The sequence below is a fragment of the Nonomuraea sp. NPDC049400 genome (assembly GCF_044466425.1).
In the GTDB taxonomy this organism is placed as follows: Bacteria; Actinomycetota; Actinomycetes; order Streptosporangiales; family Streptosporangiaceae; genus Nonomuraea.
Genome location: NZ_JBITMP010000081.1, coordinates 1 through 26,464 on the forward strand (window position 1 = coordinate 1; position 26,464 = coordinate 26,464).

Here is a 26,464-nt window from a genome sequence, read left to right on the forward strand (position 1 = left end):
CGAAGTCGCGCCCGGACAGCGGATGAAACGGGTGGGTCACCCGAACGCGTCGGTACTGATCGTCGCCATCGGGTGTAATCGACGGCGTAATCCAAAGGCCGGGTGGAGCGGCAGGTCGCCATCGTTCGTGACCATGTCCTGGCCGGACGGGCGTTCTCCTCGATCGAGGAGATCGACGCCGCCTTCGCTGCCTGGGTTCCCCTGCGGCGGGCCAAAGTCCACAGCACCCACGGCGAGGTCATCGGAGTGCGGGCAGTCCGTGACCACACCGCGCTGCGGCCACTGCCGGCCGCACCCTATGTGGTGGCGCAACGGCACCTGCGCTACGTCGGCAAAGACTGCCTGGTCGCCTTCGACGCCAACCTCTACTCGGTGCCGGCCAGCCGCGTCCAGCCACGTCAGCTGATCGAGGTCCGCGCGACCAAAGCCCAGATCAGTCTGCACGCCACCACACCCGATCACCGAGGCGAGACCCTGCTGGCCACCCACCCTCGGGCGGTGGGCCGCGGCTGCCGCGTCGTGAACGAACGGCACTGGGACGGCCTGCCCACCGGAGCCGGCCGCCGCGTCACCACCAGCCACGACGACCCGCCCGCCGCGAGGCGCCAAAGCCGCGGCAACGATGGTCACGAGCCCGCGGTGGGATCCCTGCAAGCCTTGCTCAACCGGGCCGCGGCCCAGGTCGAGGTCAGCCGCCGACCGCTGTCGGTCTATGACGAACTGACCGGCACCCGCCCCTTCACCACCGACAACCCGACGAAGGAAGCCCGTTGAGCGAGCTGGTCTCCACCCGCATCCGCACCACCGCCGCCAAGCTCGGCCTGCCCCACCTGGCCGACGCCTTGACCCACTACACGCAGCGGGCCGACGAGGCCAAGTTGGGCTACCTGGACTTCCTCGACCTGGTCCTGTCCGAGGAACTCGCCGTCCGCGACGACCGCCGCTTCCGCACCGGTCTGCGTATCTCCAAGCTGCCCCACCACAAGACCCTGGACGACTACGACTTCTCCTTCCAGTCCGACCTGGACCCCCGCAAGGTCAAAGACCTGGCCACCCTCGCCTTCGTCGAGGCCAAGGCCAACGCTGCGCTGCTCGGGCCGCCCGGAGTCGGCAAGACCCACATCGCCGTCGCCCTGGCCGTCGCGGCCTGCCGGGCCGGCTACTCGGTCTACTTCACCAGCCTCGATGACATGGTCGCCAACCTTAAGACCGCCGAGGCCGCCGGGAGCCTGAACCGCAAACTCGGCACCTACCTGCGGCCAAGCGTCCTGGTGATCGACGAAGTGGGCTACGAGATCCTCGAACGCGGCGAGGCCAACCTGGTCTTCCAGGTGATCTCCAAGCGCTACGAGAAAGGCTCGATCATCCTGACCTCGAACAAGAGCTTCGGCAAAGCGCACATGTTCGCCCGAACGTGTGTCAGGTGACACCGAAACTGCACACGTTCAGCCATGAACGGAAAGCGCGTGTGTCTGCGGCTAAGGCGGTCACCTGTTCTCCCGCCTCCAGCAGGTCACGACGGAGGTTTCCCAGGGCGGCCAGCCAATGGTGCACTCCTGCCCGGGGCGCGAGCCGTCAGGAGCTGGGTCTGATGCGTGAGTGCTGTTCCAGGAACCAGTCGGCGGCGATGTCGGTTTCCGTGATGCGCCCGATCAGCGCCAAGGCCGAGCTAATGCTCTCCGGATCCTCCACGGGATTGTCGAGGACGTCGTCATCGCTGATCTGGAAGCGCAGTCCGTCCATCAGATGATCGAGCGCGTGCGGATCGTCGCCGGACCGCTTCCAGTTCTCGGGCGAGAGCGGGTCGAAGGAGACGATGATGCGCCCGTCGCGGGCGTAATCGAAGTAGGCGTTGCCGTTGATGTCCATGCGGAGGCCGAGGGCCTGACGGCCGCCTTCGGTGACGGAGCGCACGCGCTCGCCGTCAGCATGCGCCGGCACGATGCCGATCCAGCCGTTGACCTCGGCAACCCAGGTGGATTCGTCGTCGATGTTGTGATCGAGGATCTCGCTCAGGTAACACGGGGTCCGGGTGGCGAGGTCCAGGCGGAAGCTTCGGGTGAGCGTTTCGAGGTCCACGTCCTTGATCCACATGGCGCTGAATCCCAGCGCCCACAGGTCCATCTCGGCATCGAGCCCCTCGGTGAAGATGGTCGCGACCAGAAGGTCGTGCAGGTAGGTCGGTGACTGCATGGCCGCCTCTCGAAGGAGGGGACATCCCACAGGACGCCCCATACTGCGTCCGGACCGCGCCCATCGTGATCATCTGGGCTCGCCGCAGCAAGGATAAGCCTCACCCCGCCGGTCGGCCGAGTCTGGTGCGGGCAGGCGGTCGGTGTCGACATGATCGGCGAGATAGATCATGACCCCTTCGGGGTGCATCCCGAAGGCTGCGGCGACGAGTTTGGCGTCCATGGTATTGACCAGGTCGATCAGGCGGGTGGAGCGAAGCATCCGCGGTGAGATACCAGCCGGATCCAGGACATGGCTGACATAGGCGACGGAGGCCGGGCTCCGGCCCGCCTTGGTGCCCTTGGTGACTATCAGATGCGGGTTGCCGGTGTGCTGGTTCTCGCGATGGGCCATGCATCGCTGCACGGTGCTCCAGCTGGCCGGATCCAGGGGCACGAGGTGGGGGCGTTGCCCGAGACGGATGGCATGGTTGCCGGGATCGATGTCGTCCAGGCGCAGGTGGCGGACTTCGCTGCTGGAGGCGCCGTGCAGCAGGGCGAGGATGCCCAGCAGCGCCTCGTGTGGGTGGACGGCCGGGTCGGTGATCCATCTCTGGAAGAGGCGTCGCTGCTGGTCGAGGGTGAGGGTCTTGCCGATGAAGCCCTTGGCCGCCTTCGCGGACAGTCCGCTGGTGGGGTCGATCAGGATCATCTTGTGGGTTTTGGCGAAGCGGAAGAACTGCCGGGCGATCTGCAGCCGCCGGGGCCGGTTCTTGGGCTGGGCGGCCAGGAACGCCTCGATGTCGTGCACGTCGACCAGGGCCCAGTCCTGCTTTCCACGCGCGCTGACGCGCTGGGCCAGATCGCGCAGGGTGGACAGCTTGATGTCGAGGGTGACGTCGGCGCGGGGCAGTGTCCCGGCCCGGCGGGCGCGCTCGCGGGAGCGCAGCAGGAAGGCGTTGAAGGCCTCCGCCGCAGGCCGCAGCGGCTCGGGGACGGCGTCGATCCGGCGGCGACGGCGTCCGGCGGCCAGCCGTTCGGCGTGATCAGTGGCCAGTGCCAGCCCGCGTTCGACGAAGAAGACCTCCAGTCCCCGGGCCAAGGGCCCCATTGAGCGGCCGGGCAGCCCGGCCCGCTCCAACAGGGCTTGGGGGTGGTTGGGATGTTCGTCGTCCAGGAGCCGTCCCAGCTGGCCGATCAGGATGCAGGCTCGGGCCGGCGAGTGACCGGCGGCCAGGTGGCCGATGAGGTCGCCCAGCCAGGGAGGCGGGTCGGTCAGCCGGGCGATGAGGTTCTCGCCGGCGACGAAGGGCCGTTCGGGGCGGCGCTGCCAGCAGGCCGAGCACAGGCCGTGGCCGGCATGCGGGCGCAGTTGACCGCAGTCGTCGCAGACGCGCGGTGGGTCCTTCGTCTGGCGAGGACGTGAACAGGTCCCGCACCAGCCGGTGGCTTCGCGCAGATAGCCCGGGCGGCCGCATCGCGGGCACGGTTGTTGCGCCGCCCGCTGCCGAGCCTGGCGGGTGCAGTCCCGGCACAGCGTCGCCTCCGGCGAGCGGACGGGATGCCCGCACTCGGTGCAGACGCGTGAGCACGTGATGCACCGGCCGGTGTCGGCCTGCAGCACCCGTTGTTTGCCGCAGCCCGGGCAGGGGGCCTTGGCGGCCGCTTCGTTGAGCCGTCTGAGGCAGCGGCAGCAGTGCAGGCGGCCGATGATGCCGACTGGGCCGCCACAGTCCACACAGTCGCGTTGCCGTTGGCCCATTGCCGTCCTCCTGCTCAGGTCACAGTGGCGGCATGGACCGGCCGCCGCTGGAGGCGGCCTTGGGCTCGGTCGTCGGCTGCGGCGGGCGGGCGGGCTGTTCGACGGGGGTGGTGTCCACCTCGATCAGGTCGTTGGGGCTGCACTCCAGCGCCGTGCACAACGCAGCCAGGGTGGACAGCTTGACCTGCGTGGGTTCTTTGGTTAGCAGCGCCGACACCGATGCCGCCGACAGTTCCAGCCCTGCTTTGTCGGCCAGCAGCCGCCGCAGCTGGGCGCCAGTCCACACCTCGCGCTGCGCGGCGGCCATGCGCAGCTTCCACCGGATCTTCATGCGGTCGGGTCTCCCTGTCCGGTCAGCTCGCCCAGGGTGCTGGTCACCGCCCGGCGATAGGCGTCTTCGATGAAGGTGGCCGAGGGCCGGACATAGCGCATCGTCGAGCTCACCGTCCAGTGTCCGAGCAGTTGCTGGATGGCCACCAGGTCCACGCCGCGCTCGTAGTTGTGGGTGGCACACGCACGGCGCAGCGCATGCGGGCTGAACCACTCTTCCTGCGGCCGTCCCTCCAGCTGCATGAGATAGCGCAGCCGGTTACGGATGGTGCCGCGATGCAGCGCCCCGCCGGACTCATCGGCGAACAGCACCGGCGAGTCGGGGAAGCGGCCGCGCACGTCATTGAGGAACCAGCGCAGCACCAGGTCCAGCCCATCCAGCATGGGCACCCACCGCGGCCGCGGTCCGGAGGTGCGGGCGCCCTTGCCGAAGCGGACATGCAGCTTGCCGAACGGGCCCCGGGTGAAGTGCACGTCCGGCCGGTCCAGCAGCGCGGCCTCCTCCGACCGCAGCCCCGCGTGATACAGGGTGCGAAACAGCGCGTAATCCCGCGCCGCCGGGCCGTACTTGCGGGCAGTGGCGATGCGATCCTTGAGGAAGTCGAAGAATTCGCTCACCCGCTCCGGCGTCGGCGGCGGCAGCTCGGCCGGTGAGCCGTCGCCGACATGCCGGGAGGCGTTGAACTCATCCACCGGGCAGACCAGCCGCACCCCGAACGCGGCCTCGATCTCAGCGGCCTTGCGCACCTGCAGAAACCGGTGAAAGCCCTTGAAGATCTGCACATACTCGCGCCGCGTCGAGGCGGCGCGACCGGCCACCGCCAGGTCGCCGACCACTCGGTCGATGTCCTCGGGGGTGACCTCCCAGGCCGGACGACCCAGTGCGGCCAGGGTCCGCTCCAGCAGCCCGGTGTCGTTCTCGATGGTCACCGGGCTGAACCCACGAGCGGCCCACGACGCCACGAACGCCTCGACGCATCGCGCCTGATACTCCATCGGATCGCTGCCCAAAGGCTCGGGCGGGAGCGCCCCGCCCTCCAGCACCCGCAGTCGAGACCGTGCCACCGGCACACCTTCCTCACACTAGAAGAATGAAGGCAGCGCCTAACATACGCCTCTCATACCTCACGAATCAGGGAAACGAGAAAGAACCAGGAACCCCCAGCTAGCAGCCAGAATCCTCCGACACGAACATGTGCCACCCTCAGATGAATGGGGCCAAGTCTTCGCCGACGAGGTCCTGGCCACCGCCATCCTCGACCGGCTCCTGCACCACTGCGACGTGATCTCCATCAACGGCCCCAGCTACCGACTCAAGAACCGCCTCAAGAACATCGAGCGAGACACCAACGTCGCCTGATCTGGTGCACATAACTCCGTACTAGGTGGAGCACCCATAGGAGTACGCCGACACTCGTCGGGTAGCCGGTGCGCGTTGCCGCGCCCCGGCCCCCTCAGAACCGGCCGTGCCCGCTTTCCAGGCAACCGGCTCAAGCGAGCCCTGAAGGTTCGAGGCCGTGCGGAAGTGCCGGGTTGGTGCCGTCGCCGAGGCGGCGGCAGTGGGCGTGTATGAGACGTGTTGCGGCGTGTTCGTCCAGGTTCCCGAGCTCCACGGCGGTAGCGATCGCCTGTTTGCGGATCGCTGTGCGCGTGGCCGTGAGCCACTGCTGCCACTCGATCGGGCTCTGTGGCTCATGGTCAGCGTGCAGCAGCAGGCCCCGGCAGAGCGGACATCGGCCGCCCTGCTGGCGAAGAAGCCGCCACGTTGCGGCATCCACCGGGGCCCTGGCGCGGCGGCGCCGCTCGGTCCAGTAGCCGATCAGAGTCGGGTCATCGGGAGAGGCCCGACCTGCGACCATCCGGTGCCGGACGATTTTCGTCCAGGCGAACTTGCGCAGGTAGAAGCCGGTCTCCTGGCTCCCGAACACCCACTTGTCGCGCCTGGCGGTGTTGAACATGCCGAAGTACCGGGCGATGATCCAGCGCTTCGGCTTGTTCGGGTGGGAGATCTTGGCCCACTTATAGGCCAGTCTCCACAGGTGGGCGTCCAGCGCGCCGAACGCGCGTTTGGACACCCCGATCCGGTAGTAGGCGGTCCATCCTTTGATGATCGGGTTGAGCTTGGCGATCACCGCGTCGGCGTTGGCCCCTCGCAGGGCCGCCACCTCCTGGGATAGCCGCTTGCGGATCCGCCGTAACGCGTCCTTGCTCGGCTTGGTCAGCAACTTGCCCCGGAACCGGCGGATCTCAAAACCCAGAAAGTCCACCCCTTGCTCCAGGTGGGTGATCCGGGTCTTGGCCTGATTGAAGACCAAACCCCTGGGCTCCAGCCATTTCGCGAGTCGTTGCTGGATATCCTCGGCCTGCTCACGGGAGTGACACAGGGCGCGCACATCGTCGGCATACCTCACCAGGACCGGCGAGTCCGGGGTGGCCCGCAGGCCGCCGCCGGTCTCCCAATACGGGGTGCCGGTAAGAAACGTGTCATGAGCCTCAAACGGCGTTGATCTTGCTGTGACGTGCCTGGTCAATGCTGGTTGGTCATGAAACACCCCCCGATGCACATCGACGATATGGTTGAGCACTGGACGATCCTGGACGAAGAGCGCGACCTGATCGCCGGAAAGCGCGACGCCACTCGACTCGGATTCGCGATCTTGCTGAAGTTCTACACGCAGCACGGGCGGTTCCCGCGCGGCCGTTCAGAGCTGCCGGATGACGTGGTTGAGCACGTGGCCAAGCAGGTCCGGGTTCCTGCCTCGGAGTTCGGCCTCTACGAGTGGTCCGGCTCCACGATCGAGTACCACCGCCATCAGATCCGCACGCACCTGGGCTTTCGTACCTGCACGACGGAGGACGCGACGAAGCTGGCGGTGTGGCTGGCCGAGGAGGTCGCGCACGCCGAGCGACGGCCTGAACGGGTCCGGGAGGAACTGCTCAAGCATCTGCGCGAGGAGCGGATCGAACCGCCGGCGCCTGGGCGGATCTCGCGGGTCGTGGCCTCGGCCCTGCACAACGCGGAGGTCGCCTGGTCGGTGCGGATCGCCTCCCGGCTGAGTCCGGAGACCACGCAGCGGATCTATGCGCTGGTCGGCATCGACGATGCCAGCCGTGCGGTGGGCGAGGGGGCCGGTGACCGTCAGGGGCCCGCGGGTGAGGTGCCTGCCGAGGATGACGACACCGACTCCGACGTGCTGGCGTTGATCAAGTCCGCGCCGGGCAACGTGAGCCTGGAGTCGATGATGACCGAGATCCGCAAGCTGGGGGCGGTGCGCTCGATCGAACTGCCGTCCGGGTTGTTCGCCGATGTGGCGCCCAAGGTGCTGGCGTCCTGGCGGGCCCGGGCGGGGGTGGAGGCTCCCTCGCACATGCGCACGCATCCGCGCGAGCTGACGGTGCTGCTGCTGGCGGCGCTGGTTCAGGAGCGGGAGCGGGAAATCACTGACGCGCTGGTGGAGCTGCTGATCGCCACGGTGCATCGGATCAAGGCGCGGGCCGACAGCAAGGTGACCAAGGAGCTGATCAACGCGTTCAAGCGGGTGACCGGCAAGGAGAACATCCTGTTCAAGGTCGCCGACGCCGCGCTCAGTCAGCCTGACGATTCTGTCCGGCAGGTCATCTTCCCGGCGGTCAGCGGCGGTGAGCAGACGCTGCGGGATCTGGTGCACGAGTTCAAGACCAAGGGCCCGGCCTACCGCACCACGGTGCAGACCACGCTGCGCGCCTCCTACGCCAACCACTACCGGCGCGGCCTGATTGCGCTGCTGGACACCCTGGAGTTCAGGAGCAACAACACCGCCTTCCAGCCGGTGATCGAGGCGCTGAAGCTGATCCGCCGCTACGCCAAGGCGGGCAACACCACCTACTACCCGCGCGGCGAGGTGGTGCCCGAGCACCGTGGCACCGCTGGCGACTGGGAGGACTTGGTGTTCAAGAAGGACAAGCGCGGACGCCGGCGGGTGGTGCGGATGGTGTATGAGATCGTCACCTTCCAAGCGCTGCGCGAGGCCCTGCGGTGCAAGGAGATCTGGGTGGCCGGCGCCCACTCCTTCCGCGACCCGGAGGAGGACCTGCCCAAGGATTTCGCCGCCCGCCGCGTGGAGAACTACGCCGAGCTGCGCAAGCCGCTGGCCCCGGCCGACTTCATCGCCGAGTTGAAGGCCGAGATGCGCGCCGAGCTGGAGGCGCTCGACACCGCGCTGCCGAAGCTGGACTGGCTGGCGATCTCCGAGCGCAAGTCCGGCGCGATCAAGCTGACGAAGCTCGGCCCGGCGGATGAGCCGCGGAACCTGCGCCGGATCAAGAACGAGGTGGGCCGCCGCTGGGGTTCGGTCCCGCTGATCGACATGCTCAAGGAGGCGGTGCTGCGCACCGGCTGCCTGAAGGCGGTCACCTCGGTGGCGGGCACCTCCAGCCTCAAGCCCGAGGTCCTGGCCGAGCGGCTGATGCTCGCGATCTTCGGATACGGCACCAACACCGGCATCCGTGCCGTGGCCTCCGGTGGCCACGCCCACAGCGAGGACGACATCCGCTACGTCCGGCGCCGCTACCTGACCCCTCAGATCGCCACCGACATCGCGATCGCCATCGCGAACGCCACCTTCACCGCCCGGGACGTGGCGCTGTGGGGCGAGGGGACGACCACGGTCGCCTCCGACTCCACGCACGTGCGCGCCTACGATCAAAATATTTTCACCGAGTAGCACTCCAGGTATGGAGGCCGCGGCATCCTCATCTACTGGCACATCGAGCGCGGCTCCATGGTCGTGCACTCCCAGACCCTGCGCGCCTCGGCCTCGGAGGTGCACGCGATGATCGAGGGCGCGGTACGGCACGGCACCACCATGAAGGTCGAGGGCAACTATGTCGACTCCCACGGCCAGACCGAAATCGGGTTCGGCGTGACCCGGCTCCTGGGCTTTGACCTGCTGCCGCGCATCAAGAAGATCAACAAGGTCAAGCTGTACCGGGTGGAGAGCGGCGAGAGCGACCTGTACCCGCGGCTGACGCCGGCGATGACCCGGCCGATCCGCTGGGACCTGATCGAGCAGAACTACGACCAGATGATCAAATACGCGACCGCGATCAAGCAGGGCACCGCCTCCACCGAGGCCATCTTGCGCCGGTTCACCGAGTCCGCCTCCCATCCGACCTACCAGGCCATGCTGGAGGTCGGCCGGGCGCAGAAGACCATCTTCGTGGCCCGCTATCTGCGGCTGCGTGAGCTGCAGCGGGAGATCCAGGAGGGGCTCAACGTGGTGGAGTCCTCCAACGGAGCGAATTCGGTGATCTTCTACGGCAAGGGCGGTGACATCGCCACCAATCGGCGTGAGGAGCTGGAGATGAGCGTGTTGTGCCTGCGCATCTTGCAGGCCGCGCTCGTGTACATCAACACCCTGATGCTGCAGGACGTCCTGGCCGACCCCGAGTGGGCTCAGTTGCTCAAGCCCGCCGACCATCGCGGGCTGACCCCGCTGTTCTGGCAGCACGTGCAGCCCTATGGCGAGGTCCGCCTGGACGTGGCCAAGCGCCTTTCGCTCGGCGGCGCCGTGCCTGCTCCGGAGGCGGGCAGCCCGGACTAGCTTCATGATCGCGGTAGGGGCCGGTGCGCGCCCGCCTGGCGGGCGCGCATCAGTCCCGGGCCAAGGCCCCTTCGTCAGGTGGTGGGCCGTGCCTTTCGCGTCTGATCACGTTCTCCGAAGTGTGGGCAGGGGCACTGATTGGCGGTCCAGGGGCTGCTGCTGTCTTGCCGGTAACGCTAACTAATAACCCTTGGGTTCCATCGGGCTTCTTTGGCCTCACTAGCCCCAGGACCTGGGCGTATCTGCTGGCGCTCCGGCTTCTGCAGACGTTGATGAGATTTCGGGGATTCTGAAGGTCTATCGTCCTGGTCGTTCGTCTTGCTGTGAGGGTGAAGGCGAGGTGGCCGGAGTTGGCGCTGGCGGTGGTGAAGGATCTTCGGGTGGCGCGTGCCCCGGCCACCGCCGAGGACCTGGAAGCGCTGGAGACCGACGTGCTGGCCGGGTTCGTGCTGGCCCGGGCGGCGGCAGGGCTGTCGGACGGCACGATCTCCTCCGACGTGGTGCATCTGGAGCAGGTGCGGGCCTGGTTCGGCCGGCCGCTGTGGGAGATGGAACCGGCCGATGCCGATGCGTACTTCGGCAAGGTGCTGCGTGCCACCGCCAAGGGCACCCGGCTGGCCCGGGCTCAGGCGATGAAGACGTTCTTCCTGTTCCTGGAGCTGCGTCACAAGGTCGAACTCCACCAGATGACCGGCCGCGTCATCGAGTGCCCGATCGACGAGATGAACCGGCCACGCGGCGGGGCGCAGGGCAAGCTGCGCATCCCGCCCACCGCCGATCAGGTCGATCGGCTGTTCGCCGGCTGGCGGCAGGAGCTGACAACCTGCCGGAAGTTCGCCCCGACTGCCCGCAACTACACCGCCTGCCGGTTGATGGCCGAGGTCGGGCTGCGCGTGAACGAGGCCTGCAAGCTCGACCTGGCCGACATCAAGTGGGACCTGGGCCGTTTCGGCAAACTGCACGTCCGCCACGGCAAGGGCGCCCGCGGCTCCGGGCCACGCGAGCGCATGGTGCCGCTGATCAACAACGCCGCGGCGACACTGCGCTGGTTCGTCGAAGAGGTGTGGGGCCACTTCGGGGACGACCACACCCGGCCCGGCGTGGCGCTGCTGCTGTCAGAGCGCAAGAACGCCGACGGATCGGCGGCCCGGGTCGGCGATGAAACGCTGCGGGCCGCGCTCGCCAAGGCCGCCGCCGCGCACCTGCCGGAATGGGCCGATGCCCTGACCCCGCACGTGCTGCGGCATTTTTGCGCCTCCCAGCTCTATCAGCAGGGCATGGATCTCATCGCCATCCAGCAGTTGCTCGGCCATGCGTGGATCGCGACCACGATGAAGTACGTGCACGTCACCGGCACTCACATCGAGGACGCCTGGGCCGCGGGCCAGCAGCGCGCCGCCGCCCGGCTGGAAGGACTACGGTGATGAGATGGAACCTGCGGCTGGCCGCCGCCAACCGCGGCATCTGGAAGGCCAGCGAACTCCAGCGGATGCTCGCCGAGCACGGTCTGAAGATCAGCGCCGGGAAGATGTCCGGCCTGTGGTCGGGCGAGCCGGCCAGCATCAAGCTCGACGACCTCAACGTCATCTGCGCCGTGCTGGGCTGCGGGGTCGACGAGCTCCTCATCCCGGAGCCCGACAAGGTCAGACGCGTCGATGACGGCCAGGACCAGCAGGTCACGGCAGCAGTCTCGGGTGGCCCACCCGTGGTTCCCAAGCGGAAGGACGGTCGTTCTCTGCCGCCCGCGTGACATGCCGCCGCGACGGGTTCTGCATGGTCCGCAAAGCTGCATGGACTGCCTGGCCTGGGGAGTCCTCGGCGCTCGCCGATGCTCGTCCTGCACCGTGCTTCGACACTGTTACCCGGGCAGCGAGGGCGAATGCGTCGGATGCAGCCGGACGGTCGCGCTAAAGAAGGGCTACTGCAGGTTGTGCTGGCAGCAGGCCGCCCACGAGTCGAAGGCCGCAGGCGGCCTGCCCCGCGGCGCGGTCTCGGTCCTGGAGTCCGGGCAAAGACTGCCGTTCCAGCAGTTGTTCTTCGACCGGATGAAACGACGCCGCCCCGAAAGTCCAGTCCATGAACGGGGATGGCGGTCGCGGCCCAAGCCGCCCCCGCCGCCTGCGGTCCGGCCCGCCGAGCGGTGGATCCAGCTGAGGCTGTTCGAAACACGCCGAGACTTCACCCGGTTCGACGACAGCGCCGATGCCGATCTCGCCAATCCGTGGCTGATCTGGGCGCTCTATCTCGCCTATCGGCGGGGCGAGGCGCACGGGTGGCGACGTGGTGTTCGATTCGCCGTCCGGCGCGCCCTGATCATCGTGTTGTCCCGGCACAGCTGCCTCGACGTCGTCTACTACTCGGAGGTGTTCCCCGCGCTGCGCGCGCTGGGCATCACCGTCGAGCGGACCCTCGAGGTGCTCCAGGAGATGGGGGTGTTCGTCGACGACCGGCCGCCGGCCTTCGACGGGTGGCTGGAAGCCAAGCTCGAAGGACTCGCCCCAGGCATCCGAGACGACGTCGAGGCCTGGGCGCGGGCGCTGCGCGACGGCGCCCCCCGGATCAAGCCCCGCAACATCAAGTCGGTCTGGATTCAGGTGAATCGGCTGCGTCCTACGCTGCTGCACTGGTCGGATCGATACGAACACCTGCGGGAAGTCACCCGGGAGGACCTCACCTCGATCCTCGACGACATGCAGGGATTTCACCGCTCGAACTTCCTGGTTGCGGCCCGATCGCTGTTCGCGTTCTGCCGCAAACGGCGCAGCATCTTCCGCAACCCGACCCGCGGCATCCGCATCGGCCAGCATCCATACGGGCTCCTCCAGCGGCTCGACCAGGACGACATCGACCGGGCGACCGAAGCCGCCACCACCCCGGCCGCCCGGCTCGTGCTCATGCTCGCCGCCGTTCACGCCGCCCGCACCGGCGCCATCCGCTCCCTGCTCCTCGAGGACGTCGACCTCGGCAACCGACGGCTCATCATCGCCGGCCGCACCCGCCCCATCGATGAGTTCACCCATCAGATCCTGCTCGAATGGCTCGATTACCGGCGCACCCGCTGGCCGAACACAGCCAATCCTCACCTGTTGATCAATCAGCTGAGCGCTCTCGGCACCGGTCCGGTCTCCAGCATCTACTTCGCCAAGAAGCTCCGCGGTCAGGCTGCGACACTCGAACGCCTTCGCGTTGATCGGCAGCTTGAAGAAGCCCTCACGCACGGCCCGGACCCGCTCCACCTCGCCGCTGTGTTCGGCCTCGACCCCAAGACCGCCATCCGCTATGCCGAGAACGCCCGCGTCCTGCTGGCCACCGCAGCCGAAGAGCAAGACCCCGCCAGTCGCGACGAACCCAAGGGTCGAAACAGTCCATGAGGGCTGAAGACCCTTCGGTTCAGTCCGATGAACCTTCAGTTCGCATGAACTCTGGGACTTCTCGGGGGTCAGAGAGATTTGGAACGGAATCCGGCGTTAACGGGGTTCCCGCAGATCAACGGACCCCTATCATCGCGGTCTTCCAAACGTGGCTAACGCCGGATTTCGTTCCATTGCCAGTAGGGGGCGCGGGGCGAAAGTGGAGGGGAGTTCTTCACCGCTCGCGACCGACCGGCGGCAGAGCTGGCCGGTACGGCCCTCGGCGGGCTGGTCGTGGCCGCCGCCGAGGGCCGTACCGGCTACGGCATCGGCGCGGCTACATGGCCCTTGGTGGTGGGGCTGATAGCCTGCAGCCAAAGGCTTGGTGCCGCAACTCGTCCCACCAGGGCCGATGCTGAGCCACGCGAACGCGCTGCTCCAGATTTTCAGCAACGCCGTCGCGATCATCGGGCCCGGACTGGCCGGCCTCGTGATCGCCTGGACCGGCCCTGGGATGATCATCGCCTGGGACGGCCTCACCTTCCTGGTGTCCGCCGCGGTGTTCCTCACGCTGCGCCTCCCGCCAACCCCGAGGCACGAGCGGCAGGGGTTCATGACCGATCTGGCGGAAGGCTGGTCCGCCTTTACCAGCCGCCCGTGGCTGCTGGCGCTCACCCTGTTGAGCGCACTGACGTCGGCCTCATGGGCAGCCGGTATTACCTTGATCGGGCCGCTCTACGCCACCCGATACCTCGACGGACCAACCAGCTGGGGACTCGTGCTGAGCGCGGTTGGGATAGGTCTAGCCTGCGGGTCGATCAACTCACTGTTGTTCCCGCCGGCACGCATAGGCCTGTTGATGTGCGCTACGCCGATCCCGGAAGCGCTTCTCCTGACGAGCATGGCAACGAACGCTCCGCTTCCAGCCCTCATAGGGGCGGGAGCCTTGACCGGCGCCGCCGGAACGCTCCAGCTGATCGCCTGGTTCCCCGGAAGATCATCGTGTTGAGCGAGATCGTGTTGTCCTCGGGTTGAGTCCGTGTTGGAGCACTGAGGCTCCGCGGATCGGCTGATGGTCAAACCCTCGAACCTTCGTGGTCAGCGCACCCTGGTCGGCGGTGTGGTCGTACTCCATGGCGCCGACCATGTTGCCGGACGGATCGCTGAGCCAGATGAGATGGCCGGAATGGCACGCGCTGCTCATCGACCCCGGTCGGCGTTGGTCAGGGTGATGGCGATCAGGCTGTGGTTGCGGCTGCGGCCGGCATCTGGATGTCTGGGAAGGCCTGTCCTGTTGACAGCCGTGCGATGAGGGTTCGTACGGCCTCCTTCCCGCCGTTCGTCCCTGCCCAACGACTCACCTGGCAGGCGGCTTCGGCGTACAGCTGGGGATCCGCTGATGCCGCGCGCAGCCAGTCGTCGAGCGTCGCTGGCAAGGGCTGGCGGGAGTCGAGCAGGCAGCGGTCGCCGGTCGGGGCAAGGTAGCGGGGGTCGTCGCTGACCAGGACGGCGAGGCCCTCGTCGAACCACTGCGGGACTTCGGCGCCATTGAGACGGGCGTGAAGTTCCACATGGGCCAGTTCGTGCGAGGCGATCACCGGATCGACGCCGCGCGGAGACAGCATCACCGACCTGTTGAGCACGGCGACACCACGTTCGCGGCCGCCGCCGATCCTGCGGTAGCAGTCGTCCGACAGGCACACGAGGATGTCTGGAGTGCTTGCCCGTCCGCCGAAGAAGTCACGTACCCGCTTGTTCGCCTGCTCGATAACCTCAGTCACGTGCCCGCGTTGGGGCGGCACGAGTCCGGGTTCGGCGTACAGGCCGGGCTGGAGCCGCTGCAGGCCGTAACAGCCGGGGCAGGTGGTGGCCGCGACAGACGGGAAGGCGATCGTTGTCAGCGCCACGGTAGCGATAAGGAGGACCGCAGTGACCGCGCCCACGATCCACCAGCCTTTCCAGCGGCTTGCCTTCCGTCGGATCAAGGGCATGTGAACCTCGTTGAAGGTCAGGTGTCTGAGTCGCGCAGGGCCAGGCCGTGCTCGTAGGCATAGATAACAGCTCGCACCCGCGTGGGCAGCCCGAGTTTGCGAAGAAGATTCGCGACGTGGGTCTTGACCGTGCCTTCCTCGATGGTCAGGGCTTGGGCTATCTCCGCGTTGCTCAGCCCGCGAGCCAAATGCCGGAGCACCTCGAGTTCACGAGTAGTGAGCCGCTGTCGCGCGTCGGTGGCGGGCGCGGGCGACAGTCTTGCGAAGCGGTGGATTAGCCGGGTGGTGACCTGAGGGTCCACCAGCCCGTGCCCGCGGTGCAGCGCTCGCACCGCCTCCAGGAGCAGTTCAGGGTCGCAGTCTTTGAGCAGGAACCCCGAAGCCCCCGACTGGAGTGCCCCGAAGAGGTACTCATCGGTATCGAACGTCGTCAGCGCGAGCATCCTCGGCGGAGCCTCCATGTCGGCCAGTTGCCGGATCGCAGAGATCCCATCGACGTACGGCATGCGCAAGTCCAGCACCACCACGTCGGGGCGCCGCCACAACGCTTGGTGCACGGCTTCGGCTCCATCGGCCGCCTCACCGACCACCTCGATGTCGGGCTCGCCGTCCAGTGTCACGCGCAGTGCGTCGCGTACGGCAGGCTGGTCATCGGCGATCACCACGCGAATGGTCACGCCGCCCTCCTCCCATGGATCGGCCGATTCGGCCTGCGGCGCACGCCGTGACTGTCGACGTCGGACCATCCGTCATCTCGGCCCTTCACGTGGGATCTTGCGCCATGCTTGAGGGTTGTCCCCGGCTTGCGGTGATGCCTGGGCCCTGACCGATCGGCACGACGGCCTCCACCCGCCAGCCGTGATCCTCTCTCGGGCCTGCCATGAGCGTGCCGCCATGCTGGTCCACGCGTTCGCGCATGCCTCTGATGCCCCGCCCCTCCGCTCCGGCACGGCCGTGGCCGTTATCGGCGATCGAGACCGTCACCGCAGTGCGGTCGCACAGCACGTGCACCTCCACGTGGCTGGCTCCGGAATGGCGGGCGGCGTTGGTGAGCGCTTCTTGCACGACGCGGTAGACCGTATGGCCCACGGCGGGTGGCAGCGGGGTGCTGCGGCCGGCGCGATGGACCGAGATCGGCAGGCGCGGCGTGGAGAGCCGCTTGGCCAGGTTCTCGATCTCTTCCAGGTCCGGTCCTGTGGGCGTCTCACGTAGTGAGTCGAGCAGGGCACGTACCTCGTCCAACGCGGTCGCGGACAGCTCAGCGATGGTGCCCAGTGCCCGGTCGGCGACCGGCGCCCGACCACGCAGGGCCCGGCGGGTCGCCGTGGCCTGCATGCGGATCGCGGTGAGGTGGTGGCCGACGCTGTCGTGGACGTCGCGGGCCAGCGCGGCGCGTTCCTCGGCTATGGCGCGCCTGGCCTCGGCGTGGTCGAGCCGTGCCGCCTGTGCGGCCCGCTCGCCGTGCAGCCGCAGGGCGTGGCCGACCGCGACCGGGGCGACACCCATGATGACCAGGTCGGTGACCACAGACAGCCCTGCATGGGACCGCGGGATGAGCAGGCCGTAGCCAGCGGTCCAGCCGATGGACAGGCTCATGACCAGCCAGGCGCGGCGCGGCAGGCGGAAGGCCGCTGCGCCGAACATGACCATGGTCACCAGCCGGCCTTGCCAGCCCGGGATCACCAGGCCGAGCAGAGCTATCGCTGCCGACAGCAGCGCTCCTGTCAGCGGGAAGCGGGCACGCAGGGTCAGGGGCAGGGCTGCGGCGAGGCCGGCGCCCGCCAGGAGGGGGAGCCCAGGTCGCGGCGGCTCGCCGTCGAGCATGGCGAATGCGGTGAGCGCGGCCGTGGCCGCGAGCACGAGCAGTCCCTCTCTGGCGTACACAGCGGCTACGCTACTTCGCCGGTCCGCAGGAGGCGCCGCGCGGCGGCATCTGGCCCGTGGTCAGGTAGCGGTGCACGTGCTCGCGTACGCACTGGTGGCCGGAGAAGTAGAGCGCATGCCCGCCGGCAGCCGTCAGGAAGCGGGCGCCGGGAAGCTGGGCGGCCAGCCGCCGGCCATCGGCGGCCGGGGTGTTGTCGTCGTACTCGCCGCCCGCGATGAGCACGGGCGGCAGGCCCGGGGCCTTGATGGGGTGGGGCGCGTACGTCCTGGTCGGTGGCAGGCCCGCGCAGTGGTTGGCCATCGGCCACACCGCCCGCCACCCGATGTGGGGTGTATCGCGACGCAGCGCGCTCTCCAGCTTCTTGAGCTTGTGGTAGCCGGGATAGGGCAGGTCCGCGCAGAGGATGACACGGGACAGGTCGGGATCCGGAACCCCTTCCACCTTGGCGAAGAACGAGGCGTCACCGGCCTGTGCTCGCGCGAGCCCGGCGGCCAGGCGCTCCCAGGTGGCCTCGTAGGTGAAGTTGGCGCGGGAGGCGATCTGGGTGTCGCTGATACGCACCGCGGGACCGGCTTCGGGGGCGGGGATGGGCTCGCGGCGGGCCTTGTCCATCACCTCGTCCCAGACGGCCACCGGATCCTTGTCGTGGAGAGCGCAGGCGGCGGTGCTCTGGCACCAGGCGGCGAATCGCTTGAAGTTGGCCTCCAGGGTCTTGGCCCGTGGCTGGAGCCAGGTGCGCAGGTCGCGGGTGGTGTGGTCGAAGACGCTATCGAGGTACATCCGGCCGACCTTGCGGGGGAACAACTCGGCGTACGCCTGCCCCAGCACGGTGCCGTGCGAGTTGCCCAGGTAGGTCAGCTTGGCTTGGCCGAGGGCCTTTCTGATCGCCTCCATGTCGTGCGCGATCTGCCAGGAGTTGAGGTTTCCGGACAGTACGCCAGCCTCTTCGGCACGCTTTTCCGAACGTACGGTTCTTCGCGGCGTAAGCGTCGTAGGCCCCCTTGTCCGGAAACACCCACTCGGTGGCGAAGGGCGCGGGGGTGGGGCACTTGATGGCGGTGGACTGGCCAAACCCACGCGGATCGAAAATCACCACGTCGAACCACCTGGTCAGATCGGTGAAGGATTGCTTGACGCGTCGCAGAAGGGCGATCTGCTCGCCCGGCCCGCCGGTGTTGACCAGGAGCACACCCTTCTTGCGGGCCGGATCCTGGGCGGGCAGCTTGGCAAGACCGATCGCCACTTCCGGCCCGGAGCGGCGCGTCCAGTCGACCGGCACCTTGATCTGCGCGCATTGCAGACCGTCCCCGCAGTCCTGCCACGACAGCGGAGTGGTCGTGACCGGCGCGACGGCGGTGACCGCGCCGATGATGAGCGATGCAGCGATGTTCATGCCGGAAGGATGGCCGGGGCCATGCTGCGCTCGCGTCCCTCTTTCTGCATATCTTTTACCGAGCGCGGGATAGGCAGGGATCTGGTTGTCTGCGGCCCAGATCCGGGTGCGGGATGCTGCCGCGCGGCGACCTACGCCGCCCCGGACAACCAACTCGTCGGCATCCTGCTCACCCAGACCGGGATGTCCACCCCGGACTCGGCGCGGGCCCGGTTCCTCATCTACCCCGATGAAGGACACGGCTTCGAAGACCCGCACAACCAGCGCGACTTCATCGACCGTGCACTCGCCTGGATCGACGCGCGTTGCTCCTGACCCGTAGCCGCCACCTCTGATCATCGCGATCCGGGCTTTCTTCGCACCGCCGCGCACGATGGAGATGACCGGGCGCATGAACAGGTGAGCTGCCGGGTTGGCGGGAGGCTGTCACGACCCGGAGACCTTAACCCCGACGATTGGTGAGCTCATCGCGGGCCTGCTGACTTGAGCGGCCTGACGGTGGAGGAACGGCTCTTGTCGAGTTCCTTGCGGAGATTGTCGTTCTCGACCGTGAGCACGTGTATGGCTCGCGCGAATGTCTCGCTGGCAGCGCGGTAGTCGTCGCGTTCCTCCCGTAAGGCCTTGACCTCGTCTTTCAGGGCGGCGATCTCGTTGCGGAGCTTGACTTCGCTGTCGGGGACGCGGTTTGGGCCTTGACCTGGGCATAGAACAGGTCTTTGAGATCTTTGTGCTTGTGGGTGAGCTTGTTGCGTTTCAGCCCTGCCTCGATCGCCAGAGTGACGATGTCCAGGCGCCCGGACGAGCGGAGCGGTGTGCCCGCCAGCAGCCTGCTCATGGCCGCGGTAATGGCGGCACGCTCTTCCTTATCGCTCACCTGATGCCCTCTCGTGGCCTGCCGGGTCCGGCGCGGTCAACACGATCCTCATGCGCTGGTGCCGCTCCGCGATCTGGCGCAGTGCAAGTACGCGCTGTTTGAGCCGTTCACGCAGTGGGGTCGGTGTCAGCGGGACGGCGATCTCTTTTTCCAACTGGACAATCTCGTGCTGGAGTGCAGTGATGTGGGCGTCGGTGCGGGCGATATTGGCGCATGCTGGATCGCATCGGTCGATGGCGGGGGAACTGCCGCGGCTGCCGGTGGTGGCCCGTTCGGGGTGGCATAAGGCTTTGGCGGGATCGTAATTGCAGGTCAGGAACGCATCAGGATTGTCGTAGACATGGAAGCGGGGCTGTTCGAGGAGGGCGTCGACCTGCCGGGGAGTCAGGAACACCGTAGATGTGGTAGCGAAGGCTCCCGCGGTCATCGCGGGGCTCGGGACAGCAGCCGACTTGAAGCGCCAGCACCTCGGCGCCGCGCATACCGCTGAGGTAGGCGACCACGATGAGCGCCGCTGTGGACAGGTGCCTCATCCAGGCGGCCGCGTCGTTGAAGTTGATGTGGGGCAGCCACGGCCGATCAGTGACCTGCCCCCGGATGGGGATGGCCAGCGGCGTCTGGGGCTGATCGGCACCCCTTTCGCCCACCGGACAACATTGCTCACCCGATCACGGGAGCAGCACGCGGTGCCAGCGAGGTAAGACTTCGCCAGGGAAAGCGCCTCCCAGACCTTGATGTTCTCGGGCAGCTGGGTGCTCTGCAGCTGCACCCCGATGCGCTCGCGCAGCTCGCGGCCGTCCCTGATCGAATCGAGCCCGAGCACCCGGATCGACCCGCCGTCGGGTCGCCGCAGGCCCTCCACGCACTCGACGGTGGTGGTCTTGCCGGTGCCGTTGGGGCCGAGGAGGCCGAAGATCTCGCCTTCCTCGAGGAGAACGAGATGCCGTTCAGGACCGTGTGGTTCCCGTACCTCTTGGTGAGGTCGGTGACGTCGATGACTGCCATGGATCAATCATGATTTTGCAGCTCACGACAGGGATCGCCCCGCTGGCCATGATTGGCGGTGGATGTGGCTGATCCGAAAATCCACCGATCGGTGGATGGCGGTGCGGCGGCAACCTACTCCTGGACAGCCTCCTGGTAGGCGTCGGCGGCGCGGGCGAAGTAGTCGAAGAGGACGTCGCGCTGCTCGGGTGAGTAGCCGGCGATGATCTCGCCGATCTTCTGCCGGGCGGGGGCCATGACCTGGTCGAGCTCGGCGGGTTTGCCGATCGGCTCGACGATCACCTTGCGGCGGTCGCCGGGCGCGGGGACGCGGCGAACATAGCCGGCCTGCTCCAGCCGGTCGATGAGCCGGGTGGTGGGCCCGGTGGTCAGCCCGGTGCGCTCGCCCAGCTCACCGGGGGTCATCGGGCCGGCCAGCTCCAGGATGTTCAGCGCGTACAGATCCGTCGCGCCCAGGCCGCACGCCTTGGCGCTGGCGTGGCCGTGCAGCATCACCGCGCTGAGGTAGCGGTGGTAGATCCGGCCGGCGTCCGACTGCGCCCGTGGGGTTGACATGAGATCCTCCATTTCCTAATCTCTTCTCCAGAGAAGATAAATCTTCAAGGAAGTAACTTCTCCCTTGAAGCTATCACGAGAGAGGCATCGCCATGACCGACATCACCGCCATCCGCACCGTCCTCGAGCACAGCCAGGACGCCTGGAACCGCGGAGACGGCGCCGCCTACGGCGCCTGCTTCACCGACGACGCCACGGACGTCACGTTCGTCGGCACCGTCTACCACGGCGGCACCGAGATCGGCCGCGCCCACCAGGCCCTGTTCGACAGCTTCCTCAAGGGCACCCGGCTGGTCATCGAAATCCTCGACATCCGCCGCTACGGCGCCGACACCGCCGTCGTGGTCACCCGCGGCGAGGTCGTCAAGGGCACGCCCAAGAAGCTCGGCAAGCTCGCCACCTACACCCTCGTCCGCGACACCGACGGCCAGTGGCGCATCGCCGCCGTCCAGAAGACCAAGCACCAGGCGCTCATGGAGGCCGTCTCCTTCAAGTTCCAGCCCGCCACCAAGCCCGCCGCCCACTGACCATCCGCATCTGGGAGAACCACCTCCATGACCTCCATCGCCGTCCTCGGCGCGGCGGTTCGGACCGGGCGGATCATCGTCGAGCAGGCCCTGGCCGCCGGACACCGCGTCACCGCCATTGCCCGCCGGCTCCAGGCCCTCCCCCCGACCGGGCCCCGGCTCACCGTGCACACCGCCGACGTCCTGGCTCCCGGCTCACTTCAGGGACTGCTGGACGGCCACGACGCCGTGATCTCCGCGCTCGGCGCCACCGGCCGCGGTCCCACCACCGTCTACTCCGCCGGCACCGCCGAGATCATCTCCGCGCTCAAGCCCGGCGCGCGTCTCCTCGCGATCTCCTCGGCCGGGCTCGGCGTCCCCGCCGACGCCGGACCCGGCACCCGCCTGGCCGCCGGCCTCCTGCACCGCATCATGCGGCACACCTACACCGACATGGCCCGCATGGAGGACCTGCTCGCCGCCGGCGGCCTGTCCTGGACCGCCGTGCGTCCCACCAGGCTGACCGACCGTCCGGCCACCGGCCACCCCCGCGTCTCCATCGGCGCCGCCGCCAAGGTCGGCTCCCAGACCTCCCGCGCCGACCTCGCCGCCTTCGTCCTGGACGCGATCGACGACCCCCGCACCTACCGCACCGTGGTCGCCGTCAGTTCCTGAGCCCGGCGCGGCGGTATGGGTTCAGGACGCCTTCGTGCTCCACCAGCGCGTGCAGCGCCAGGAGCAGCCTCTGTCACAGCTTGGGGCCGGCGTCGCACGGGCGGCGCCGGCTCCGGTCGCTCGGATCTAGGTGCCTGACACGTCACCCAGCCAGACGTAACCCTCTCCCTCCAGCGGAAGTCAGGCCTGGTCCGCGAGCCGCTGCATCACGGCGCTGGCGGGGGCGACGTCGGTGGATCAGCAAGCTCGGCCAGCCACTTCAGGAAGAGGCCGAGCTGCCAGAAGCGATGCCGGAAGCTTGCAGGCGAACGCCACGTCCCGCCCGGACCGGCCTTGCCGTCTAGCGCCTTGGCGAACGCGCGGCGCAGTTCCACGCTCCCCGCCAGCGGCTTCGGCGTGGCCGCTCTCGCTGTAGAAGGTGACGGTAAGCCCCGTATCGTTAATCGAGGGCGGCCGGGTGAAGACAAGGTCGGGGAGCATTGCCCGGCGCTGGTGGCGGCGGGGCACTACTGGTCCCTCTCGTCGGGGGGCGACATCCATCACCAAGCGGCTTGCGGCTGCCACCCGGGCAAGCACCTGCGTCACATCCTCGTTCCCGTCCATGATCTCTGCGAGCCGGATGCCGTTGACCGGCTGGCCGGTACGGCCCTCGGCGGGCTCGCGTCCTGGCCCGCTCCACCCGCGTCAGGTGGGCGGGAGGTGGGGGCTCTGCGGTGTGGGGGAGGCGAGGTAGGTGGTCAGAGTCTGCATGCCAGGGCGCTCCACCTTACACGGCGTGGTGGGGGCGCCCTCGAATATCAGCAGCGGTCAGGCCAGATGATCGACGTGATCGAATACGTGCTGAATTGTGCCGGTTGCACGCCAGTCATGATCACCGTTGTCCAGCTCATGACGGTCGGGTTGCACGCGTGTCCGAAGTCCCCGCGCCTGTGCTCGGGCTCCGTGCAGAGCCACCTGGGCCCTGCGCAAGGCGATCGGCGAGCTACGCGGCCGGGCCGCGACGTCCCCGACGCACCGTTATCGTTCATCGGCTCGGTATCGGAGGGCGACTTGGGATCATGGTTCATCGGGTCGCCCGTCGGGTCGACCAGTTCCAGGCGATCGGGAGGATGAGACTGGCTACGGCAGCCCCGCACAAGGCGAGGGAGCCGTATCCACCCATCTCCATGACGGGTCCCGAGATGACTCCACCTCCTCCAGCGGCGGCTATGCCCATGCCGACCTCCCCATAGCTCTCGAGTCGTGGGCGCTGCCGGCTGGGGATGCCGTTGGTGAGCAGGGCGCTTCCGGCGATCAGGGCGAGGTTCCATCCCACCCCCAGCAGCAGCATCGCTACGGCCAGGACGGCTGGGGAGTGTGCGGCGGCTGTGGCTAGCCCGGCAGCGATGACGAGAACCATCGCGGCGCAAAGGGCTGCACGCTGGCCGCCGATGCGGTCCGTGAGCCGTCCGCTGAGCGGCGACGGCGCGAACATGCCGGCGATGTGCAGGCTGACGACGAGTCCGATGGGCCCCCGAGGAGTCTGAGTGCAGAAATTGGCGGTAGCGATGATCATGGGTTGCTACCACAGCTGCCGTCCTCGGCTTAGCCGTTGGCGCTCTTACCGCCAGCCCCAGCGAGCGGCCTTCTTGGAGGTCAATCTCTGCGAATGAGAGGTGGCTGGCCTGCGCGAAGCTCCTGCAGGTCGGGGATGTGGTTGTAAAGGGTGCCGACCGAGACGCTGAGCAGTTTGGCGATGGAGGTGACCGAGCGTTCGGGGTCGGGCAGCAGGTCGCGCGCGGCCTTGAGAAGTTCAGGGGTGACGACGGTGGGGCGGCCGCCGGTGCGGCCGCGGGCCCGCGCGGCGGCCAGGCCCTCATGGGTGCCGGACACGATGAGCTCGCGGATGAACTCGGCCAAGGCGGCGAAGACGTGGAAGACCAGCCGGCCGCCGGGGGTGGTGGTGTCGAGCTTCTCGTGGAGGCTGGTGAAGCCGATCTCGCGGCGGCGTAGCTCGCCGACCATGGTGATGAGGTCGTGCAGGGAACGGCCGTAGCGGGCCAGCTCGGGCACCACCAGCGTGTCACCGGCGGACAGGAAGGCGTGGCAGGCCGTCAACTCCGGGCGGAGCGCGTTCTCGCCGGACTTCTTGTCGGCGAAGATGCGTCGGCAGCCTGCGGCGGTCAGGGCGTCGATCTGGCGGTCCAGGCTCTGGCCGCGGGTGGAGACGCGGGCGTAGCCGATGAGGATCTCGCTGCGGGTGGCGGGGAAAGCGGCCAGCAGATCGGCGAAGGAGCCCTCGGGCGGCTCTGCGGTGGGGGTCGTCACTCTCGGATTCTCTCAATAAACGGTGCTGAAAGTTTTTGAAGACGCCAGGTTGTTGAAGCGAGTTTCTGAAGCGTGCCCGTCCTGGTCGGCGCTGCCTGCCCCAGCGTCTTCAAGAAACGATGGTTTTCTGAAGCCTCAGAGTGAGGGCCGATCGCTGCGGATTCGCGCGGGGGCCGGAAACGGGGTCAAAGGAGGCCGGCCTCGTGTACCAGGATCGCTGCCTGCACCCGGTTGGCGAGGTGCAGTTTGGCCAGCGCGCGGCTGACGTGTGCCTTGACGGTCGTCTCGGTCATGGACAGCTCGCGGCCGATCTGCCGGTTGGACAGGCCGCGGGCGACGGCGAGGACGACTTCGTGCTCGCGGTCGGTCAGCTCGCCGAGAAGTCTGCGGGCGTCACCGGTCTTGGAGGGGTGGCGCCGTTCGGTGAATGCGCTGATGAGCCGCCTGGTCACGGTGGGGGCGAGCATGGCGTTTCCGGCGGCGACGGTGCGGACGGCGGTTGCGAGGTCACGGGGCGGGGTGTCCTTCAGCAGGAACCCGACGGCGCCAGCTCGCAGCGCCTCATGCACGTACTCGTCGAGGTCGAACGTGGTGAGCATGACGACCTTCGGCGCGCCGGGCGAGGCGGCGATGCGGGCGGCGGCGGCCAGGCCGTCGGTGCCGGGCATCCGCACGTCCATGAGGACGACGTCGGGTCGGCACCGGGCGGCCGCAGCGACCGCCTCCTCCCCGTCTCCTGCTTCGGCGACCACGGAGATGTCGCCGGCCGACTCCAGAATCATGCGCAGCCAGGATCGCACCATCAGCTCGTCGTCGACGACCAGGACCCTGATCACGCTGGCTCCTCGACGCGCTCGAGCGGGAGCCGAGCAGTGACGGTGAAGCCGCCCTCGGCGCTGGGGCTGGTACGGAGCCTGCCACCGAGCAGGGTCACCCGCTCGCGCAGGCCGAGCAGCCCAAGGCCGCCGCCGGGGAGAGATTCGGCGGGGCGCGGGCCGGCGGGCGGGCCGTTGTCCACGATCACCTCCAGCCCGCCGGGACCGTAGCACAGGACGACGTCGACGTCGCACGCGCCCACGTGCTTGTGGACGTTGGTGAGGGCCTCCTGGACCACGCGGTAGGCGGCGCGCTGCGCGGCCTCCGGAACCGGCCGGGGGGCTCCCTCGTCCCGGCGTCGTACGCGCAGCCCCGCAGATCTCGACTGGCCCAGCAGCCGGTCGAGGTCGGCGAGCGACGGCGGCGGGGCGTGGCCGTCGGGGGACTCCTGGGTGCGGAGCACGCCGAGGACCTCGCGCAGGTTCGCCAGAGCCTCCCTGCCGGTGGCCCTGATACTCGCGATCTCGGCGGCCGTGCGTTCGTCCGGGACGCTGACCTCCAGCGCGCCGGCGTGTAGCACGATCAGCGACACCCGGTGGGCGACCACGTCGTGCATCTCCCGCGCGATCCGCGTGCGTTCCTGCGCCCGCGCCTGTTCGGCCCGCGCCGCCTGCTCGCGCTCCAGCCGCTCGGCGCGCTCACGCAGCGCCGCCAGCACCTGCCTGCGTGCGCCCACCCACAGGCCCGCCACCAGCGGCAGCACGACCGCCCAGACAAGATAGGCCCCCACCTCCTCCAGCGACCAGCCCTCACCAGGCGGCGCCAGGACGGGTCGTGCGGTGACAAGGACGGTCGCGGCCGCGACGTAAACAGGGACCAGGCGGCGCCGCGGCGCGGCCGTCACCACGTAGTACGTCGCCACGGCCAGGACGTGCCACTGCCCGAACAGCACGCAGGCCGCCGAGCCCAGCACGATCAGCGGCCAGCGCCACCTGCGCCCGGCCCACGCCGCCGCGCCGCATGCGACGGAGAACAGTACCCGCAGCAGATCTGTGGCCGCCTCGTACGCCTGGCCGGGTATCGGCAGGACGATCGACAGCACGGCCACGGCCAGGCCGACGGCCCAGGAGGCCACGCGATCGACGACATGGGCCACCTCGCCGAGCAGGCGGCGTTCAAGCGACGTACTTCCCACGCCCCCGAGCGTATGGCCAGGCGGCCCCGGCGAACGCGGTCCGTTCGCCACAGCATCCCCTACGAAA

Annotated in this window: 26 protein-coding genes and 3 pseudogenes; 11 read left to right on the forward strand and 18 right to left on the reverse strand. The window is 68.3% G+C overall.

All coding sequences use genetic code 11. The features are described 5' to 3' along the window. Positions 1-102: 102 nt before the first annotated feature. Both ACIBVN_RS56125 and istB read left to right on the forward strand, forming a co-directional pair. Entirely contained in the window at positions 103-774 is a 672-nt protein-coding gene (locus tag ACIBVN_RS56125; RefSeq protein ID WP_397150363.1) for a Mu transposase domain-containing protein, read from the forward strand. Further along, positions 771-1,427, forward strand: a complete 657-nt coding sequence (istB, locus tag ACIBVN_RS56130) for an IS21-like element helper ATPase IstB (RefSeq protein WP_397150365.1) — start codon at positions 771-773, stop codon at positions 1,425-1,427. The genes ACIBVN_RS56125 and istB overlap by 4 nt, the downstream gene beginning before the upstream one ends. Positions 1,428-1,575: 148 nt before the next feature. Here istB and ACIBVN_RS56135 read toward each other — a convergent pair whose 3' ends face one another. The 4 genes from ACIBVN_RS56135 to ACIBVN_RS56150 form a co-directional block, all read right to left on the reverse strand. Continuing rightward, positions 1,576-2,124 (reverse strand): DUF6461 domain-containing protein, encoded by a 549-nt coding sequence (locus ACIBVN_RS56135; protein ID WP_397150367.1) that lies wholly within the window; start codon positions 2,122-2,124, stop codon positions 1,576-1,578. A 138-nt stretch (positions 2,125-2,262) separates the two neighbouring features. Then, complete coding sequence (locus ACIBVN_RS56140) at positions 2,263-3,933, reverse strand: hypothetical protein (protein WP_397150369.1); 1,671 nt, start codon at positions 3,931-3,933, stop codon at positions 2,263-2,265. Between the two features lie 19 nt (positions 3,934-3,952). Continuing rightward, positions 3,953-4,264 (reverse strand): helix-turn-helix domain-containing protein, encoded by a 312-nt coding sequence (locus tag ACIBVN_RS56145; RefSeq protein WP_397150371.1) that lies wholly within the window; start codon positions 4,262-4,264, stop codon positions 3,953-3,955. Further along, positions 4,261-5,328 (reverse strand): tyrosine-type recombinase/integrase, encoded by a 1,068-nt coding sequence (locus ACIBVN_RS56150; protein WP_397150373.1) that lies wholly within the window; start codon positions 5,326-5,328, stop codon positions 4,261-4,263. Before ACIBVN_RS56150 ends, ACIBVN_RS56145 begins: the two co-directional genes overlap by 4 nt. A 145-nt stretch (positions 5,329-5,473) precedes the next feature. Here ACIBVN_RS56150 and ACIBVN_RS56155 point away from each other — a divergent pair. Further along, positions 5,474-5,623, forward strand: a pseudogene (locus ACIBVN_RS56155) (ATP-binding protein); the annotation flags it as partial. A gap of 130 nt (positions 5,624-5,753) precedes the next feature. Here the strand turns inward: ACIBVN_RS56155 and ACIBVN_RS56160 are convergent. Next, positions 5,754-6,944, reverse strand: coding sequence for a group II intron maturase-specific domain-containing protein (locus ACIBVN_RS56160; protein WP_397150375.1), 1,191 nt, complete (start codon positions 6,942-6,944; stop codon positions 5,754-5,756). On the opposite strand from ACIBVN_RS56160, the pseudogene ACIBVN_RS56165 reads away from it, so the two are divergent. The 5 genes and pseudogenes from ACIBVN_RS56165 to ACIBVN_RS56185 form a co-directional block, all read left to right on the forward strand. After that, a pseudogene (locus ACIBVN_RS56165) lies at positions 6,837-9,845 on the forward strand (Tn3 family transposase). The gene ACIBVN_RS56160 and the pseudogene ACIBVN_RS56165 overlap by 108 nt on opposite strands. Positions 9,846-10,225: 380 nt before the next feature. Beyond that, entirely contained in the window at positions 10,226-11,269 is a 1,044-nt protein-coding gene (locus tag ACIBVN_RS56170; RefSeq protein WP_397150377.1) for a tyrosine-type recombinase/integrase, read from the forward strand. After that, complete coding sequence (locus ACIBVN_RS56175) at positions 11,269-11,595, forward strand: helix-turn-helix domain-containing protein (protein ID WP_397150379.1); 327 nt, start codon at positions 11,269-11,271, stop codon at positions 11,593-11,595. Before ACIBVN_RS56170 ends, ACIBVN_RS56175 begins: the two co-directional genes overlap by 1 nt. 280 nt (positions 11,596-11,875) lie before the next feature. Beyond that, positions 11,876-13,216: a hypothetical protein gene (locus ACIBVN_RS56180; protein WP_397150381.1), complete on the forward strand. Its 1,341-nt coding sequence runs from the start codon at positions 11,876-11,878 to the stop codon at positions 13,214-13,216. Positions 13,217-13,574: 358 nt separating this feature from the next. Further along, a pseudogene (locus tag ACIBVN_RS56185) lies at positions 13,575-14,204 on the forward strand (MFS transporter); the annotation flags it as partial. A gap of 229 nt (positions 14,205-14,433) precedes the next feature. Here the strand turns inward: ACIBVN_RS56185 and ACIBVN_RS56190 are convergent. The 5 genes from ACIBVN_RS56190 to ACIBVN_RS56210 form a co-directional block, all read right to left on the reverse strand. Further along, on the reverse strand, positions 14,434-15,138 hold the full coding sequence (locus ACIBVN_RS56190) for a hypothetical protein (protein WP_397150383.1): 705 nt from the start codon (positions 15,136-15,138) through the stop codon (positions 14,434-14,436). Between the two features lie 65 nt (positions 15,139-15,203). Next, entirely contained in the window at positions 15,204-15,863 is a 660-nt protein-coding gene (locus ACIBVN_RS56195; protein WP_397150385.1) for a response regulator, read from the reverse strand. An 85-nt stretch (positions 15,864-15,948) separates the two neighbouring features. Next, positions 15,949-17,070: a sensor histidine kinase gene (locus tag ACIBVN_RS56200; RefSeq protein WP_397150387.1), complete on the reverse strand. Its 1,122-nt coding sequence runs from the start codon at positions 17,068-17,070 to the stop codon at positions 15,949-15,951. A gap of 10 nt (positions 17,071-17,080) precedes the next feature. Continuing rightward, positions 17,081-17,956, reverse strand: coding sequence for an alpha/beta hydrolase (locus ACIBVN_RS56205; protein ID WP_397150423.1), 876 nt, complete (start codon positions 17,954-17,956; stop codon positions 17,081-17,083). Further along, positions 17,838-18,464, reverse strand: a complete 627-nt coding sequence (locus ACIBVN_RS56210) for a hypothetical protein (protein WP_397150389.1) — start codon at positions 18,462-18,464, stop codon at positions 17,838-17,840. Before ACIBVN_RS56210 ends, ACIBVN_RS56205 begins: the two co-directional genes overlap by 119 nt. 21 nt (positions 18,465-18,485) lie before the next feature. On the opposite strand from ACIBVN_RS56210, the gene ACIBVN_RS56215 reads away from it, so the two are divergent. Further along, positions 18,486-18,779, forward strand: a complete 294-nt coding sequence (locus ACIBVN_RS56215; RefSeq protein ID WP_397150391.1) for a hypothetical protein — start codon at positions 18,486-18,488, stop codon at positions 18,777-18,779. A gap of 319 nt (positions 18,780-19,098) precedes the next feature. On the opposite strand, the gene ACIBVN_RS56220 is transcribed toward ACIBVN_RS56215, so the two are convergent. The 4 genes from ACIBVN_RS56220 to ACIBVN_RS56235 all read right to left on the reverse strand — a co-directional run bounded on the left by ACIBVN_RS56220 (position 19,099) and on the right by ACIBVN_RS56235 (position 20,898). Next, positions 19,099-19,338, reverse strand: coding sequence for a hypothetical protein (locus ACIBVN_RS56220; protein ID WP_397150393.1), 240 nt, complete (start codon positions 19,336-19,338; stop codon positions 19,099-19,101). Continuing rightward, on the reverse strand, positions 19,328-19,732 hold the full coding sequence (locus ACIBVN_RS56225; RefSeq protein WP_397150395.1) for a hypothetical protein: 405 nt from the start codon (positions 19,730-19,732) through the stop codon (positions 19,328-19,330). The genes ACIBVN_RS56220 and ACIBVN_RS56225 overlap by 11 nt, the downstream gene beginning before the upstream one ends. A gap of 135 nt (positions 19,733-19,867) precedes the next feature. Continuing rightward, on the reverse strand, positions 19,868-20,350 hold the full coding sequence (locus ACIBVN_RS56230) for an ATP-binding cassette domain-containing protein (RefSeq protein WP_397150397.1): 483 nt from the start codon (positions 20,348-20,350) through the stop codon (positions 19,868-19,870). A 107-nt stretch (positions 20,351-20,457) separates the two neighbouring features. Beyond that, positions 20,458-20,898, reverse strand: coding sequence for a MarR family winged helix-turn-helix transcriptional regulator (locus ACIBVN_RS56235; protein ID WP_397150399.1), 441 nt, complete (start codon positions 20,896-20,898; stop codon positions 20,458-20,460). Positions 20,899-20,990: 92 nt separating this feature from the next. On the opposite strand from ACIBVN_RS56235, the gene ACIBVN_RS56240 reads away from it, so the two are divergent. Then, complete coding sequence (locus ACIBVN_RS56240) at positions 20,991-21,425, forward strand: SgcJ/EcaC family oxidoreductase (protein WP_397150401.1); 435 nt, start codon at positions 20,991-20,993, stop codon at positions 21,423-21,425. 27 nt (positions 21,426-21,452) lie between these two features. Then, complete coding sequence (locus ACIBVN_RS56245; RefSeq protein ID WP_397150403.1) at positions 21,453-22,079, forward strand: NAD(P)-dependent oxidoreductase; 627 nt, start codon at positions 21,453-21,455, stop codon at positions 22,077-22,079. Between the two features lie 1,063 nt (positions 22,080-23,142). Here ACIBVN_RS56245 and ACIBVN_RS56250 read toward each other — a convergent pair. The 4 genes from ACIBVN_RS56250 to ACIBVN_RS56265 form a co-directional block, all read right to left on the reverse strand. Further along, positions 23,143-23,634: an MFS transporter gene (locus tag ACIBVN_RS56250; protein WP_397150405.1), complete on the reverse strand. Its 492-nt coding sequence runs from the start codon at positions 23,632-23,634 to the stop codon at positions 23,143-23,145. An 80-nt stretch (positions 23,635-23,714) separates the two neighbouring features. Continuing rightward, complete coding sequence (locus ACIBVN_RS56255; RefSeq protein ID WP_397150407.1) at positions 23,715-24,386, reverse strand: recombinase family protein; 672 nt, start codon at positions 24,384-24,386, stop codon at positions 23,715-23,717. 185 nt (positions 24,387-24,571) lie between these two features. Continuing rightward, the gene (locus tag ACIBVN_RS56260; RefSeq protein ID WP_397150409.1) at positions 24,572-25,222 is read right to left on the reverse strand and encodes a response regulator; all 651 of its coding nucleotides are present in this window, start codon (positions 25,220-25,222) and stop codon (positions 24,572-24,574) included. Next, complete coding sequence (locus tag ACIBVN_RS56265; RefSeq protein WP_397150411.1) at positions 25,219-26,397, reverse strand: sensor histidine kinase; 1,179 nt, start codon at positions 26,395-26,397, stop codon at positions 25,219-25,221. The genes ACIBVN_RS56260 and ACIBVN_RS56265 overlap by 4 nt, the downstream gene beginning before the upstream one ends. Positions 26,398-26,464: the final 67 nt, after the last annotated feature.

Bases quoted from the DNA above. Each gene is read 5' to 3' on its own strand.
- ACIBVN_RS56140 (WP_397150369.1), bottom strand. From the start codon at position 3,933: ATGGGCCAACGGCAACGCGACTGTGTGGACTGTGGCGGCCCAGTCGGC.
- ACIBVN_RS56210 (WP_397150389.1), bottom strand. From the start codon at position 18,464: ATGAACATCGCTGCATCGCTCATCATCGGCGCGGTCACCGCCGTCGCG.
- ACIBVN_RS56240 (WP_397150401.1), top strand. From the start codon at position 20,991: ATGACCGACATCACCGCCATCCGCACCGTCCTCGAGCACAGCCAGGAC.
- ACIBVN_RS56135 (WP_397150367.1), bottom strand. From the start codon at position 2,124: ATGGACCTGTGGGCGCTGGGATTCAGCGCCATGTGGATCAAGGACGTG.
- ACIBVN_RS56215 (WP_397150391.1), top strand. From the start codon at position 18,486: ATGCTGCGCTCGCGTCCCTCTTTCTGCATATCTTTTACCGAGCGCGGG.
- ACIBVN_RS56235 (WP_397150399.1), bottom strand. From the start codon at position 20,898: ATGTCAACCCCACGGGCGCAGTCGGACGCCGGCCGGATCTACCACCGC.
- ACIBVN_RS56250 (WP_397150405.1), bottom strand. From the start codon at position 23,634: ATGATCATCGCTACCGCCAATTTCTGCACTCAGACTCCTCGGGGGCCC.
- ACIBVN_RS56175 (WP_397150379.1), top strand. From the start codon at position 11,269: ATGAGATGGAACCTGCGGCTGGCCGCCGCCAACCGCGGCATCTGGAAG.
- ACIBVN_RS56245 (WP_397150403.1), top strand. From the start codon at position 21,453: ATGACCTCCATCGCCGTCCTCGGCGCGGCGGTTCGGACCGGGCGGATC.
- ACIBVN_RS56145 (WP_397150371.1), bottom strand. From the start codon at position 4,264: ATGAAGATCCGGTGGAAGCTGCGCATGGCCGCCGCGCAGCGCGAGGTG.